Source organism: Rhizobium sp. BK377 (genome assembly GCF_014193935.1).
GTDB lineage: Bacteria > Pseudomonadota > Alphaproteobacteria > Rhizobiales > Rhizobiaceae > Rhizobium.
The window spans coordinates 1-14,495 of the sequence record NZ_JACIAC010000012.1 but is presented as its reverse complement, the minus strand read 5'-3'; the positions used below and the strand labels follow the sequence as shown (position 1 = coordinate 14,495).

The window sequence follows — 14,495 nt, the reverse complement described above, 5'->3', positions numbered from 1 at the left end:
GCACACGTGGTGAAAAGCGCCTCGCGTCCGGTGACTTGGAAGCATGGACGGTACTCACAATCAGGAGGTTACCGCAAACTTGCACCACGCACACTATACTATGGTATTGCCTCTAATCTCTGATGGCAGAACTTCGGCCGAGCTACATCATGGTGCAATGGACGGCGTCGAGGGCGAGCGACAAGGCCACGGCCGCTTAATCTGGCCTATTTCCATCGGGTGTGAACTGATCGTAGCTGTCGAGGCTACAGCCCCAGACCTGTTTGCAGTGGCGGCACGAGCTCTCGTATGATCTTTGCCCACATATTGTCGAACATGTTGGCCAGAGCACCAAGCGAGAGGGTAGCACTTGATCCGAAAAGTATTAGCGACGCAATCGCCGAGTTGGCTTGCGCGCCGGGCGCAATACCACCGCCCCCTTTGCCGAATCCTTCCTTAGAGTCACAGGGAATATTGGAATTGGCCGCGCAAAACAGTCGCAAACATATCAGCTGTGTACTCGACGACACGCTGGTCGGCACGGCATGAGGTTCGGAGCCTTCCATCGGACCCTCTCGCAACGAAGTGAATGTTGCGAGTTAAAAGTGGATCAAGCGGTGCGACAAGTCATCCAATGGTATCGGGCCCAACGTTCTGGCTCCGATAGAACATGTCTTGTGCGACCCAAAAAGGCTCGCCGACAGGCGAGATAGCATGCTGTGAAATTGCTGGCGCCCAAGCCATAGGATATTGTACGTTTCGGCAATCCAAGGGTGCGCAGGGCAACAACCTATGTCGGGGATTTCATCGCAGATGGAGTATGAGATCCTCGTTGCCGAGGCGCTTCTTGATTCCTTGCTCCGCGGATTAGCTGTCGATTTCGTCGCAGTGGCTCTCCGAAGCCAAGCCCAGGATGGCTCTATCGAGCTTCTGCAATGTTCGCCAGATCTCAACGCGAGTGAAATCGAAGCGGGATTGAAGCAAGCGACTCTCGGGAACTCCCGATACGCTGAAAAATTGGACATCGGTGACTTGAGGCTGCCCCTCTTTATCACGCCGCTCGACCACGATGGGGTTAGCGGCGAGCTGGTCATTGGCGCCTGCCGAAATGGTTTTCCGACCGAGATTGAGCGCCGGATCATTTCCCATGCTGTTCTCCAGGCAAGGGCCGGATTTAAGAAAAGGCCTGGGACCCTGCTAGGGGACAGTCGGCGAACTGCCGCGAGAGAGGTGATCCTCACAGAGGTGATAGCTTCGATCCCAGGATTGGCATGGTCGGCGGGGCCGGACGGATCCGCGCAGTACTTCAATGACCATTATCTGAGGTACGTTGGTCACGATGCGGCGAGCCTTCGAGGTACGGGATGGACAGCCACTGTCCACCCAGACGACCTTAATGGGCTTGTAGCCGCCTGGATCGAAATGCTTTCCTCCGGACAGGGAGGCGAGGCCGAAGCAAGACTTCGTCGGTTCGACGGCGAGTATCGCTGGTTTCTCTTTCGGACCAATCCACTTGTGGATAGTAGCGGTGCCGTCGTTCGCTGGTACGGTCTGAACGTAGATATCGAGGAGAGGAAGCGTGCGGCCGTAGCTTTGCAATCGAGCGAGATCCACCTGCGCCAGCTTACCGAAACCATTCCTCAGGCGCTCTGGAGTGCTACACCTGACGGAGCCATCAGATATCTCAACAAGAAGGGCCTGGACTTTATGGGCGTAGAAGCGTCCGATCTTACGGACGGCTTTTGGTGGGCAGAAGGGCTCCATCCAGACCAGGTTGCCGGGATCATCCGTACGTGGCAGCACTCCGTGGCCACCGGTGAACCCTACAACGTCGAGGTCTTGTACCGCCGCCGCGTGGACGAGGATTACCGCTGGGTTGATGTCAGGGCGCTTCCTATGTTCGATGATGATGGCAACATCCTCATGTGGTACGGCAGCCTCATCGACATCCATGATCGGAAGGTCGCTCAGGAAGAGATGGCTTCCAGTGAGAGAAGGCTACAACTGATCATTGACACAATCCCCGGGATGGTTTGGTCTGCGCTGCCCAACGGAGGCGGTAACTTTGCCAACCGCAATTTCCGAACCTATCTCGGACTTTCGATGGATGAAGCACGGGAGTGGGGATGGGCTTCGGCGGTACACCCCGAGGATCTGCCGGAGTTGACGGCAACCTGGCAGGAAATGGCGGAGACCAAGGAGCCCGGGGAGTGCGAGGCGAGGCTTCGTCGTTTCGACGGAGAATACCGGTGGTTCATCTGCCGCGGGAATCCGCTCGTGGATGCTTCTGGTGGGGTTGAGTGGTTCGGCATCAATGTCGATATCCATGACTGGAAGATTGCCCAGGATGATCTGCGCGAGGCCCAGGTGAAATTGGCTCACATGACTCGAGTCATGGGCATGGCGCAGCTTACGGCTGCCATTGCACACGAACTCAGCCAGCCACTTTCTGGCATTCTGGTCAACGCTAGCGCCGGGCTTCACATGCTGAGCAGCGAACCTCCCCAGCTTGAAAGTGCGCGGGAAACTGTCAGGCGGACAATTCGAGACGCAAACCGTGCTTCGGAAGTCACCGAACGAATTCGCGCTCTCTACAGCAAGAGCGATCCGGTCGTGGAAACAGTGGATCTGAACGCGATTGCTCAGGAGGTGATTGGGTTTGCTCACAGCGACCTACGGAAAAACGGCGTAAGATTGACGACACGGTTCGCCGCAGATCTGCCGCTGGTGAGAGGCGACCGCGTGCAATTGCAACAGGTTATCTTTAACTTCATCAAAAATGGCGTTGAGGCGATGAACGGCACAGTTGGTCGCTCAAAGGATATGGAGATTGCCACGGTCCGAGAAGACGCAGATCGCGTCCGCTTATCGGTGAAGGATGCGGGGCCTGTCTTCGATTCTGCCATGTCCGAGAAATTGTTCAGCCCGTTCTTCACGACAAAATCGAATGGCATGGGAGTAGGACTCTCCGTCAGCCGCGCAATCGTCGAGAGTCATGACGGTCATCTTTGGGCCGAAGCGAACGACCCACATGGCGCAACTTTCGCCTTTTCGATTCCTGTACGAGAGGGTGGAGACCCTCGGATGGAACCGCACGCCTCGAAGTGAAGCGTTTTGGCGCCGACAGGTCAATCCAGTGTCAGTCATAGAAATCAGGCAAGAGCTTGAGCCCGTCGGCCTGATGCTTGTCGTGGTTGATAAAGAGCTGCGCATCGTATTCGTTCATGATTTGCTTGATCCGGTCCATGGACGAGATGGATTCGGGCTTATCGACATTCAGCGCGGGGACGATGTCTCGCTCGAAATTATCCTCCAGGTGTGCCACGTCCCCCGACAGAATGACGTAACCAGTCTTGGCCAAATTGACCAGCAGCGACTGGCTTCCTGGGGTGTGCCCCGGCGTCGACAGCAATTTGACGCTGCCATCGCGGAACAGGTCGACGTCTCCAGTCACGAGTTCAAGACGGAGAGGGTGTCCGAGGAGCTTCCGAGCTAGCTGCACAAGCGTGTTGAGGTTCGGGTCCGAAGGTGGAGGCGAATTGATCCATTCGTATTCTGCCTTCTGCATCACAACCGTGGCGTCCTGAAACAGACCGACGTTTCCGATATGATCACCGTGCGTATGGGACACGAGGACGTAGTCGATGTCGACTGGCTTCAGCCCAATTTGAGCAAGCTGCGAGGATATCGTCTTGTCGAGGTGATATACGATAAGGCTGGGAAGTGTGGACCACCCCTTGGGATCACCGATCGCCGTTTCGGGGACCCCAGTGTCCCACATGAGGTATTCGTTGCCGCGCTGGATTAGATAACATGTCGACGAGAATTCAATAGACTTGCCCTTGTTCTCGCCGGGCGTCCAGACAGACTCGTCATTCGCAAGGGAATGGCCGCAGTCGACCCGGTAGAGCCGATCGATCGTCGCAGCATGATTTTCTGCTTCCGTCGCTGACAATTGCCGGACGTCTGCTGTTGCGAAGAGCGCGAGGAAAATAACTTGAGTGATTGCAAAACGAAGTTTCATTATCTGTCTCCGATCTAGCAGCAAAAAGAGGTTGTGGTTCCACTATGGAACCGCGGTAGTCGGAACATTCGTGATGTACATCTAAATGGCTCGCCACATGCGAAGTGATGGACGAATGTTAGCCAGGCCCTCGGTGACGCGTAATTGCACTTAGGTATGGAAGGCGGAACGTTTGCTTATTGAACTTTCTTCCGAGGATGAGGTGCCGGACTATCGGAAAAACTTGTCAGCATAAGAACTCTCAAGGAATCAACATCGTCGCTTCTTCTTCGTGAAAATAAATAATTCTGGGGAACCGCATGGCAGCTCAAAAGGCAACATTGATCTTTGAATGTGAAGGGCTGGAGATCGATCTCGGACGGCGCGAGATGCGTGAAAGCGGGATTGTTATTGCACTTGGCGGCCGCGCGTTTGATCTCCTCGAGGTCTTGGTTCACTCGGCGGGGCGGGTCGTCAGTAAAGATGAACTGATGGCAGCGGTCTGGCCGGGTATGATTATCGAGGAAAATACTCTTCAAGTTCATGTCTCGGCAGTCCGAAAAGCGCTTGGCCAAGATCGTGGAATGTTGAAGACGTCCAAGGGTCGGGGCTATCAGTTGCTGGGAACGTGGCTAAGACGGCAGGAATATGTATCGGCACTGGATAATGAAGTACCAACTCAGCCGTTCGTTTCCAATTTTCCGGCCGCCATGTCAGACGTGGTGGGGCGGTCTGCTGCAATGCGATACTTGCAAGATCTCTTGTCAGCCTACCGAATGGTGACGTTGACTGGACCGGGCGGAATCGGAAAAACCGCGCTTGCACTGGAAGTGGCGCGGACCCTAATTCCTACCATTCAAGGTGAAGGCTGGCTCGTGGAGCTAGGCTCGCTCTTAGACGCTTCGTTGGTTCCCTCCGTTGTCGCTGGTGTTATCGGAGTAAGACTAGGCGGCGAGACTTCTGCCACCGCTGTGGCACGCGGGATCGGTGGAAGAAAATTTCTCCTTGTTTTGGATAATTGCGAGCACGTAGTGGACGCAGCCGCCGAGTTTGCGGAAACAGTCGTGCGAATGTGCCCGCACGTCACTGTTTTAGCGACAAGCCGCGAAGTACTACGGATTGCGGGTGAGCAAGTGTACCGCGTGCCGCCGCTAGACGTGCCACAGGACGATCAGGCTGGCCCAGACGATGTCCTCCAATGCAGCTCGGTCGAGCTATTCGTGAAGCGGATTAAGGCTTTGGATGTGGACTTCTCGGAGGCGGCCGACAACCTTGCTGTCGTTGCTCTTATCTGTCGACATCTTGACGGAATTCCACTGGCTATAGAGTTCGCGGCTGCACGGGCCGCCGTTCTTGGAACCATACAAGTTGCCAAACATCTTGATGATCGGTTTGGCCTATTGTTTGGGGGGCGACGAACAGCGCTCCCGAGGCACCAAACCCTTCGTGCAACGCTCGATTGGAGCTATGAGCTGCTCCCGGAGAACGAAAGGCGGCTGCTACGCCACCTGGCCGTTTTTGCAGGCGGGTTTACGCTCGATGCGGCAGCGACCGTTCTTAATGGGACCGCGACTAATCTCTCGGAGATCACCGACAGCATCGCAAATCTCGTATCGAAATCGCTGGTGACCCTGGAATCATCTGTTTCTAGTGGCCGATGGCGCCTTCTCGAGACGATCCGGGTCTACGCGATCGAGAAGCTTGTTGAACAAGATGAAGCTGATCAAGCATCGCGGCGGCATGCCGAGTATTTTCGTGATCTGATAACGCCGACCACTATTGGCTTGACGTTGGATCCAGCCAAGGAGGACATGGCCCGGAACGAGAGGGAGATTAGCAACGTCCGAGCGGCGCTTAGTTGGTCTTTCGGCTCAGGCGGGGACGTGGCGATCGGAATCGCGCTGACCGTCGCCTATGTGCCGGTGTGGACGTATCTCGGACTGATGGTCGAATGTTGCGACCGCGCGGAGCTCGCGCTTGACCGTCTCGAGCCGGAACTGAATATCGATTTATCGGTCAGAATTCATCTTCATCTCGCTCTCGGGCTCACGTTGATGTTTACGATGAGATCTGCCGAGCGCTGCGGGGCGGCTCTATCCAATGCACTCGAGGGTGCCAGAGAGATCGATGATGTGAAGGTTCAAGTGTTGGCTTTATGGGCCTTGTGGATCCTGCATTTGAATACGGGTCAATCGCGAATGGCGGGGTTGGTCGCATTGCAATTCGGGCGCGCTGCCGAACGGACCGGCGATCCTGCCATCACGCTTATTACTGATCGGCTACTTGGAAGCGCACTTCACTTTGGAGACGATCAGAGCCAGGCGCGGCGCCATTTGGAGCGTGTTCTTGGAAACGACGTGATTCTGAAAGATCAACGGTACACGATCTGGCTCCAGCTAGATCAACACGCAGTCGCGCAGGCGATGCAGGCGCGCGTGCTAGCATTGCAAGGGCTTTTTGATCAGGCACTAGTCACTGCACGAGAGAGTATTGAATCTGCGGCGAACCGCCGCCCCTTGATCTATGAGGTGCTTCGCCTGGCGGCGGTCCCGGTTGCACTTATGGCTGGCGATCTCGATGCCGCCGAACACGCGGTACAGAGGTTACTGGGTTTGGCGTCCGCTGGAAGCGCGGCGTTCTGGGTCAATGCCGCACATTGCCTGAATGCGAAGCTGCATATCCAGCGTGGCGACCTGGATAAAGGCGTCTCGCTGCTGACGACAGCACTCAATCATTGTGACAGCACAGGATGGACGGTGTGGTATCCGGAGTTCCTGGGTGCACTGGCAACTGGATTGGCTGGACTCAATCGAACGGACGAAGCGTCAGCGACGATCGACCGTGCACTTGCATGGTCGGAACGGGGTGGAGAGACTTACTATGTGGGCGAACTGCTGCGCATCAAAGGTCAACTCGCCCTTCAATCCCTGACCCAACCACATTCGCTGGCAGAGGAGTGCTTCAACAAGGCGATAAGTCTCTCGCGGGTGCAAGGCGCTTTGACTTGGGAACTCAGAGCCTCAATGAGTCTGGCACGATTGCATATTGGACAGAACCGGCGGGATTTGGCGCGCCGAGTCCTCGCGCCGGTTTATGATCGTTTCACCGAAGGGTTTGATACAGCGGATCTATCAGCGGCTCGCCTCTTGCTCGGATCTCTGTCATCGCCGGAGATTGATGGACGAGGCGGCGACGGTTGATCGCAGTCCGTAGCGAAAATTCTCCTTCAGGATTCTTCAGGTTTGCTTCAAGGAAAGTCCTGTAATGATGCGCTAGAACTGACTCCATTGGACCCGCGCATACTTGGAGGAACGACTGTGGAGGAGGTGTGGCCAGAACCGAAGCGAATTACCTCGGGGAAAAAAAGCACCAGGCTGAAGGTCGTTGAGACAAGGAATGTTGCGGCCGCGCTCACAGGGCTCATCGCAGACTTCTTCGCGCTTTATCTGAAGACCAAGAATTTCCGATGGCATGTCTCAGGATCGCACTTTCGCGAGTACCATTTGCTGCTGGACGAACAATCCGCCCAAATTCTCGCCGCGGTGGAGCCTATGGCAGCGCGAGTACGCAAATTGGGAGCGACGACACTCCGGTCTGTTGGTCATGTCGCCCGCCTCCAACGTTTGTTGGACAACGACCAACACTATCTGGAGCCGCGGCAAATGATAGCAGAACTCCTCGACGATAATCGTCAAATTGTCGATCTGCTTCGGGAGGCATACGAACTCTGTAACGACAATGGGGACTTTGTCAGTCTGAATCTGATTTCCGACTTTACCGATGATGCTGAAGGCCGCGCCTGGGTTCTGCTTTCGATCACGCAGGATGAAAATGACGAATAAGGCAGGTCGCCCCGCGGAGGATCGCTAGTTTTTCTGAACTGATGATCTTGGTAGGCATGGATCTGTCTGCGCACCGACGCTTGTTCCGGTTCCACCAGTTGTTTCCCGTTGCGGGCATAAACAAGGAGGTATCGCAATGTATAATCTCTCGACGAATGCAGCCTTCTATGCGCATGCGGCTCCATCGACAATTACGCGTCCGATAGTGTTTGTAGTCGATGACGATATCTCTATCCTGGAGTCTCTGGAGATGCTGATCCTTAGTGCCGGGTGGAAACCCGAGCTTTTCGGTTCGGCCGGAGCCTTCCTTTCGCAACCGAAGCCGCTTGCTCCGCATTGCCTTATCCTCGATGTCAATCTTCCCGATCTCAACGGGCTGAAGTTGCAGGAATTGCTTTCGGAAAGCCGAAGTGGATTGCCGATTATCTTCGTGACCGGCTGTGGCGACGTTCGGACGACGGTCCGGGCAATGAAAGCGGGGGCTGTCGACTTCCTAACGAAGCCTTTCAAGAATGAGGCATTGATCGACGCGATCGAACGCGCCTTAGAGGCAAGCACTAGATATGAAGAACTCGAGGCAGAGCTAGACATATTGCGCGAAAGTTACGCATCTCTCAGCCGCCGTGAGACAGAGGTAATGAGTTTCGTGGTCTCCGGGCTGCTTAACAAGCAAGTCGCCTATGAACTCGGTATCAGCGAGATCACTGTAAAGGCACATCGAGGGCAAGTGATGAGGAAAATGAACGCCCGCTCACTTCCCGAGCTAGTCAACATGGCGGCCAAGCTTGATGCCGATGGGAAAAATTCCAGGCTCGGTCACCTGACGTGCCCCCGTTAAATTAGGCCATTCAGACTTGGAATTTTCTACTTATGATCCCTATTGGGCAGAAGAGGAGAATTTCATGAAGGCCTCGAAGTTTTCGGAAGCGCAGATCGCCTTTGTTCTGAAGCAGGCGGAGGACGGGACGCCGATCGGTGAGGTCTGCCGCAAGGCAGGAATTTCGGACGCGACCTTCTACAATTGGCGCAAAAAATATGCCGGTCTGATGCCGTCAGAGATGAAGCGGTTGCGGCAGCTCGAGGAGGAGAATGCCAAGCTGAAGCGGATTGTTGCCGACCTGTCGCTGGACAAGGCGATGCTTCAGGACGTGCTGTCAAAAAAGCTCTGAAGCCTGCCCGCAAGCGCAAGCTTGTCGACACGATCAAGGCAGACTGGAAGGTTTCTATCCGGCGCGCATGTTCGGTGCTGAAGATTGACCGGTCGCTTTATGTCTACAAGTCCAGGCGCGGCGAGCAGGCCGAGTTGAAGCTGAAGATCAAAGAGATCTGCCAGACACGGCTGCGTTACGGTTATCGTCGCGTGCACGTGCTGCTCACGCGCGACGGCTGGCCCGTCAATCCGAAGCGAATCTATCGTCTTTACAAGGAGATGGACCTGCAACTCCGCAACAAGGTTCCCAAGCGTCGGGTCAAGGCGAAGCTGCGAACCGACCGCACGGAGCCGACCCATTCCAATCACGTCTGGGCAATGGATTTCGTTCATGACCAGTTGGCCACTGGCCGCAAGACCAGGGTTCTGACGGTGGTCGATACCTTCTCGCGCTTCTCGCCGGCAGTGGATGCACGCTTCAACCTTGTAAATCAGCCCCATATGAACTAAATGTGGTTACGTAACCACGATCATTGGAGGCTTGTTATGAGCGTCACCACACTTTCGGGCCGAGAACTTAATCAAGATTTAGGTCGCGCCAAGCGAGCCGCCCAGGAAGGGCCTGTGATCATCACCGACAGGGGCCGGCCCGCCCATGTCCTTTTGTCGTTCGAGGATTATAAACGGCTTACCGGCAAAACGCGCACGCTCGGCGATATGCTCGCGGCGCCGGGTGCGGAGGACGTCGACTTGCCGCTCGTGTCGCGCACGGAACATGCTCAGCCGGTTGACCTGTCCTGATGCTGCTGCTCGATACCAACGTGGTGTCGGAGTTGCGCAAGGTCGCAAGCGGCAGGGCCGATCCCAATGTCGTGGTTTGGAACGAAACCGTAGATCCGGAAGAGACTTTTATTTCGTCTGTCGTTTTGCATGAACTCGAGATTGGCGTCCGGCTGGTGGAGCACAACGATGCTGCGGCCGGGAAGGTGCTGCGGAATTGGTTGGAAAATGCCGTTTTAACCGCGTTTTCCGGACGTATCCTCGCCCTTGACGAGGCGGCCGCCCGTCAGGCAGCCAAATGGCATGTGCCTCACCCCAAGCCAATCAACGATGCCTACATCGCAGCGACGGCGTTCACGCGGCGAATGACGCTGGTGACACGCAACGTCAAAGATTTCGAGACCCTCGGGATCGCACTTAAAAATCCCTGGGATGCTCCACCCGCCTGATGTGTCAGTAGGATCGCGCCGGCAAGGCAGCCAAATTGGTTCCGACCGAGGGTTGGCACTAAGGCCATGAATACCAGGCGGGGTCACGATTAGCCGAAGAAGTCGAATTGGATCAGCGCTAGCGTTGTTTCAAAATCAAAGAGCCCGTGTCTGTCGCGGAGGGCTGTGTTCGAAGCCCCAGCTTTCCGTTTCTAGTCAGTCAGACTGTTCAGATATTTGGGAGGCGCTTGGAGACCTCTCGCATTGGCTCGACCTCCAATTCAACCGCGGCAAGAGGGGGAAACTAAGCAGAAAGGTCTTCTGTTTAGTGTAAGCGGTGTTTTGACCCCACCTTCCGGATCAGCGCGTGATTGTTGATGTTGTTGCCGAACGAGGCTTCGACATATGACGGTTACAGGGTTTACGCATGGCACCAGTGCAGACGTGCCGGTGCAACGGTTTGAGGTTTTTACGGGAACTGGCCGTCGCCGCGACTGGAGCGACGAGGAGAAAGACCGAATTGTCGCCGAGAGCTATAGCGGCGAGATGTCGGTCAGTGCTGTTGCGCGTCGGCACGGGTTGTCTCCCGGACAATTGTTTACCTGGCGTCGGCAGGCGCGGAGTCAGGCGCAGCAAGACTCGCCGCCGATGTTTGTGGCAGCAGTATTTGATCGTCCGGTAGAGCCGCCTCCGACACGGCGAAAGACGATTACGAGGAGTGCACTTCCAGTTGCGGCAATCGAGCTGGAGGTTGGCGGCGCGGTCGTCAGGATCGCATCTGGCACGGACAGCGCGACAATTGCTGCTGTGATCCAGGCGTTGAAGGCTCAGTCGTGATCGGTCCGTCCGGTGCGGTAAAGGTGATGATCGCCACCAAGCCCGTCGACTTCCGTAAAGGTGCTGAGGGATTGGCGGCGCTCGTGAAGGCGGAGATGGGTGCTGACCCATTCTCTGGCACGATTTATGTGTTCCGCGCCAAACGAACGGACCGGATCAAGCTGATCTTCTGGGATGGCAGCGGCGTGTGCCTGGTTGCCAAGCGGCTTGAGGATGGCGAGTTCCATTGGCCTCGAATGCAGGACGGCGCGATGCATCTGACAGCGGCCCAGTTCTCGGCTTTGTTCGAGGGATTGGACTGGAAACGCGTTCATGCGCCAAGCGAAACGCGCACGCCGGTAAAGGCTGGATGACGGCCGCGACCAATTGAATCAGCGCCATCCAGCCTCTCGATCCGAGCGGTAAAATATGCTGTTCTCGATCCATGGCGATAACGTCGGACGAGCTTCCGGATGATCTGAACGCGCTGAAAGCGATGGTGCTTTCGCGCGAGGCGGAGAACGCCCGTCTGCGTCAGATCATCAAGGAATTGCAGCGCCACCGGTTCGGTCGCCGTGCCGAGACGCTCCCAGAAGATCAGCTCCTGCTTGGGCTTGAAGAGGCCGAGCAAGTCGAGGCTGCCGGTCTGGAGGACAACGAGCAAGCCTCTCCCGCTGTTCGACAGGCGCAGGTCGCCAAACGCCGCACGAACAGAGGTTCGCTGCCAGCCCATCTGCCGCGCATCGAGATCGTAGTTGATATTGATGACCATGCCTGCCCCTGCTGCCGCAATGACCTGCATCGGATCGGCGAAGACGTCAGCGAGAAGCTCGACATTGTGCCCGCCCAGTTCCGCGTGCTTGTGCTGCGCCGCCCGAAATATGCTTGCCGGGCTTGCGAAGAAGTCGTGGTCCAGGCTCCGGCCCCGGCAAGACTGATTGAAGGCGGCATTCCGACCGAGGCCACCGTCGCCCAGGTGCTGGTCTCCAAATATGCTGACCACCTGCCACTGTATCGCCAGGCGCAAATCTATAAGCGTCAAGGTATCGACCTCGACCGCTCGACGCTCGCCGACTGGGTCGGTCGCGCCGCCTGGCATCTGCGTCCTGTCCATCAGCGGCTGCTCGATCATTTGAAGTCATCGTCGAAGCTCTTCGCCGACGAGACGACAGCCCCCGTGCTCGACCCGGGTCGTGGCAAGACTAAGACCGGGCAGCGTTGGGCCTATGCGCGGGACGACCGCCCTTGGCAAGGAAATGACCCGCCCGGCGTCGCCTATATCTATGCCCCGGATCGCAAAGGCGAGCGACCGATGGCCCATCTCGACGGCTTCGTCGGCATTCTGCAGGTCGACGGCTACAGTGGATATCGCCCACTCGCGGCAAAGAACACCGTGTCACTGGCTTTCTGCTGGTCTCACGTTCGCCGCCGCTTCTATGAACTCGCCGCCGCCGGTCCAGCACCCATTGCCAGCGAGGCGCTCAAACGCATCGCCGAACTTTACAGGATTGAAGACGAGATACGTGGCCTCACACACGAGGAGCGTACCGCCACGCGCCAAGAGAAGAGCCGACCGATCACAGATAGCCTCGCTCCCTGGCTGCGCGAACAACTCGGCCTCATCAGTCAGAAGACGAAGCTCGCCGAAGCAATCCGCTATGCCTTGTCACGCTGGGATGGCTTGACCCGGTTCATCGACGATGGCCGGATCGAGATCGACTCCAATACCGTCGAGCGATCCATCAGGCCAATTGCGCTCAATCGCAAGAATGCACTATTTGCAGGTTCAGACGCCGGGGCAGAACACTGGGCAACCATCGCGTCGCTTATCGAAACCGCCAAGCTCAACCATGTCGAGCCACTGGCCTATCTCTCAGACGTCCTCACCAGGATCGCCAACGGCCATCCAAATAGCCAAATCGACGACCTGCTGCCGTGGACTTATGCCGCAAGGAACGAACTCAAAGACGTGGCCTGAAAACAGCGCTTACTGTTTAGTCACGAATTCAGTATGAGCTCGATCGCGGCTTAAGATCGAGGACCGGACTGCGTCGGCACTCTAGTTCGATCGGAAGTAGCGTGGTCGCCGGTTCAGATCTCATCAAGGCGCTGGGTCGGGCACACTCACGGTCTACCTGTGGTGATCAGGTGCAAGGCAGAATTGCCCCTTGTAACCGCTGCTGCTGACAGCTTGCGGTCGAATGTCGCCAGCTGGCCACCACGCGCCTTGGCTAGCGCAAGCAAGTAGGTATCAGTTACTTGTCCCGGTGTTAGTATCTTTGTGGGAGCGATATCACCTGATCCAACAAGGCTCACATCGTCGGGCCAAAAACTGTGGCCGGGGAGCGAGCGCAATTTGCGGACGATCTCCATCACGAGTGCCGGTGAACCAGGAGAGTTAGGGTATTTGGGGTTGCCGACAATCCGGATGACACCATTTTCGGTAATCGGGCAGGTAGCCCACGCGACCTGACCCATCGCCGTGAACCACTCGTGCGCGTCATCATGAGCTACATGGCCCGGATCAATTAAGGCAATCAGTACATTGACGTCGAGCAGGAAAGTCACGGCAGTTCGTCACGCAAGGCGTTCACGATGTCGAGCGTCACTGGCGGCGCACCTGGCCGAACTGACAGGAGAGGAATGCCATTGCGCTCAGCGCTGCTGGGCGGTCGGCGAAGAGAACGTCTCGCGAGCTCAGAAATGACCTCGCCGACGCTCCGGTGCTGCTGGGTTGCCATCGCTTTTGCCGCGATCAGGACATCGTCGTCGATTGCCAAGGTCGTTCTCATATCTGCCTCATCGCGCATCAATCATCACGCATCATATAAAGCAAGCGGTCGGCCGTCTCAAGGTGAATAGGACGCAATATTGCGCCAAACTGTCAGCGTGAAAACGGCTGAAAATCACACTCTCAAATCTGCGCACGAACCACGGGTCTCCGGTTCGAACCTGTTCAAGGCGACCGATGAGTTGCCAGACCGCGATTAGCCAGTTGGATCCTTGAGACGAATGCCGGGGCCGCCGGCGCCCTGGTAGTCTCCTTCAATGAAAATGATCCCTGCGTTTTCTAATGCAAATCGGATCGCAGCGATTGTTCTCGGCTTGAGTTCTTCGCCACGCTCGAAGCGGACAAGCGTGTTTGTTGATACGCTTGCGGAAGCAGCAAGATCCTTCACACTCATGTTGAGAGCGGTTCGTGCCATCTTGCATTGAACGGGCAACAAAATCGCTATCTCCTATCGAAATCGCCTTGACGTGGCGATTTTCTCTGCGTATCGTGGTCTCAAACGATCATTCACGTCAGGCGTGATTCTCGAAAAGAACCATAGCTAGCTCTCGTCCGCGGCGGGAGGCAATTCCTTTCGTCAGTAAAAGAGAGAGGGATCATGGAACTACGCCAGCTATCCTACTTCGTTGCGGTGGCAGAGGAGCTGCATTTCGGCAGAGCCGCAGCCAAGGTGAGTATAACCCAGCCTGGCCTGTCAGACGCGATC

At 56.4% G+C, this 14,495-nt stretch carries 15 protein-coding genes and 1 pseudogene; 11 read left to right on the top strand and 5 right to left on the bottom strand.

Features of this window, described 5'->3' with window-relative positions; all coding sequences use genetic code 11:
• Positions 1-245 precede the first annotated feature (245 nt).
• Complete coding sequence (locus FHT92_RS28485) at positions 246-545, bottom strand: hypothetical protein (RefSeq protein WP_183831471.1); 300 nt, start codon at positions 543-545, stop codon at positions 246-248.
• A gap of 247 nt (positions 546-792) precedes the next feature.
• On the opposite strand from FHT92_RS28485, the gene FHT92_RS28480 reads away from it, so the two are divergent.
• Positions 793-3,087 carry a PAS domain-containing sensor histidine kinase gene (locus FHT92_RS28480; RefSeq protein ID WP_183831469.1) on the top strand — a complete coding sequence of 765 codons (2,295 nt, stop codon included), beginning with the start codon at positions 793-795 and terminating at the stop codon, positions 3,085-3,087.
• 31 nt (positions 3,088-3,118) lie between these two features.
• On the opposite strand, the gene FHT92_RS28475 is transcribed toward FHT92_RS28480, so the two are convergent.
• Positions 3,119-4,003: an N-acyl homoserine lactonase family protein gene (locus tag FHT92_RS28475; protein WP_183831467.1), complete on the bottom strand. Its 885-nt coding sequence runs from the start codon at positions 4,001-4,003 to the stop codon at positions 3,119-3,121.
• Positions 4,004-4,302: 299 nt separating this feature from the next.
• On the opposite strand from FHT92_RS28475, the gene FHT92_RS28470 reads away from it, so the two are divergent.
• From FHT92_RS28470 to tnpC, 9 genes and pseudogenes are all read left to right on the top strand, one after another.
• Positions 4,303-7,182: an ATP-binding protein gene (locus tag FHT92_RS28470; RefSeq protein ID WP_183831465.1), complete on the top strand. Its 2,880-nt coding sequence runs from the start codon at positions 4,303-4,305 to the stop codon at positions 7,180-7,182.
• Between the two features lie 117 nt (positions 7,183-7,299).
• Positions 7,300-7,824 (top strand): Dps family protein, encoded by a 525-nt coding sequence (locus FHT92_RS28465; protein WP_183831463.1) that lies wholly within the window; start codon positions 7,300-7,302, stop codon positions 7,822-7,824.
• A gap of 136 nt (positions 7,825-7,960) precedes the next feature.
• The gene (locus FHT92_RS28460) at positions 7,961-8,662 is read left to right on the top strand and encodes a response regulator transcription factor (RefSeq protein ID WP_183831461.1); all 702 of its coding nucleotides are present in this window, start codon (positions 7,961-7,963) and stop codon (positions 8,660-8,662) included.
• Between the two features lie 64 nt (positions 8,663-8,726).
• A pseudogene (locus FHT92_RS28455) lies at positions 8,727-9,454 on the top strand (IS3 family transposase); the annotation flags it as partial.
• Between the two features lie 66 nt (positions 9,455-9,520).
• Entirely contained in the window at positions 9,521-9,775 is a 255-nt protein-coding gene (locus FHT92_RS28450) for a type II toxin-antitoxin system Phd/YefM family antitoxin (RefSeq protein WP_183749889.1), read from the top strand.
• Positions 9,775-10,203 (top strand): type II toxin-antitoxin system VapC family toxin, encoded by a 429-nt coding sequence (locus FHT92_RS28445; protein ID WP_183831459.1) that lies wholly within the window; start codon positions 9,775-9,777, stop codon positions 10,201-10,203. Before FHT92_RS28450 ends, FHT92_RS28445 begins: the two co-directional genes overlap by 1 nt.
• A 384-nt stretch (positions 10,204-10,587) precedes the next feature.
• Positions 10,588-11,019: an IS66-like element accessory protein TnpA gene (gene tnpA / locus FHT92_RS28440; RefSeq protein WP_183831457.1), complete on the top strand. Its 432-nt coding sequence runs from the start codon at positions 10,588-10,590 to the stop codon at positions 11,017-11,019.
• Positions 11,016-11,372 carry an IS66 family insertion sequence element accessory protein TnpB gene (tnpB, locus tag FHT92_RS28435; protein WP_113436194.1) on the top strand — a complete coding sequence of 119 codons (357 nt, stop codon included), beginning with the start codon at positions 11,016-11,018 and terminating at the stop codon, positions 11,370-11,372. Before tnpA ends, tnpB begins: the two co-directional genes overlap by 4 nt.
• Positions 11,373-11,443: 71 nt before the next feature.
• Complete coding sequence (gene tnpC / locus FHT92_RS28430; protein WP_183831448.1) at positions 11,444-12,976, top strand: IS66 family transposase; 1,533 nt, start codon at positions 11,444-11,446, stop codon at positions 12,974-12,976.
• 146 nt (positions 12,977-13,122) lie between these two features.
• On the opposite strand, the gene FHT92_RS28425 is transcribed toward tnpC, so the two are convergent.
• The 3 genes from FHT92_RS28425 to FHT92_RS28415 all read right to left on the bottom strand — a co-directional run bounded on the left by FHT92_RS28425 (position 13,123) and on the right by FHT92_RS28415 (position 14,204).
• Positions 13,123-13,566, bottom strand: a complete 444-nt coding sequence (locus tag FHT92_RS28425; RefSeq protein WP_183831439.1) for a TA system VapC family ribonuclease toxin — start codon at positions 13,564-13,566, stop codon at positions 13,123-13,125.
• On the bottom strand, positions 13,563-13,790 hold the full coding sequence (locus FHT92_RS28420) for a CopG family transcriptional regulator (protein ID WP_183749925.1): 228 nt from the start codon (positions 13,788-13,790) through the stop codon (positions 13,563-13,565). Before FHT92_RS28420 ends, FHT92_RS28425 begins: the two co-directional genes overlap by 4 nt.
• Positions 13,791-13,985: 195 nt before the next feature.
• Positions 13,986-14,204 carry a helix-turn-helix domain-containing protein gene (locus FHT92_RS28415; protein WP_183749933.1) on the bottom strand — a complete coding sequence of 73 codons (219 nt, stop codon included), beginning with the start codon at positions 14,202-14,204 and terminating at the stop codon, positions 13,986-13,988.
• A 183-nt stretch (positions 14,205-14,387) separates the two neighbouring features.
• On the opposite strand from FHT92_RS28415, the gene FHT92_RS28410 reads away from it, so the two are divergent.
• The coding region (locus FHT92_RS28410; protein ID WP_183831430.1) for a LysR family transcriptional regulator at positions 14,388-14,495 on the top strand (108 nt) is incomplete at its 3' end.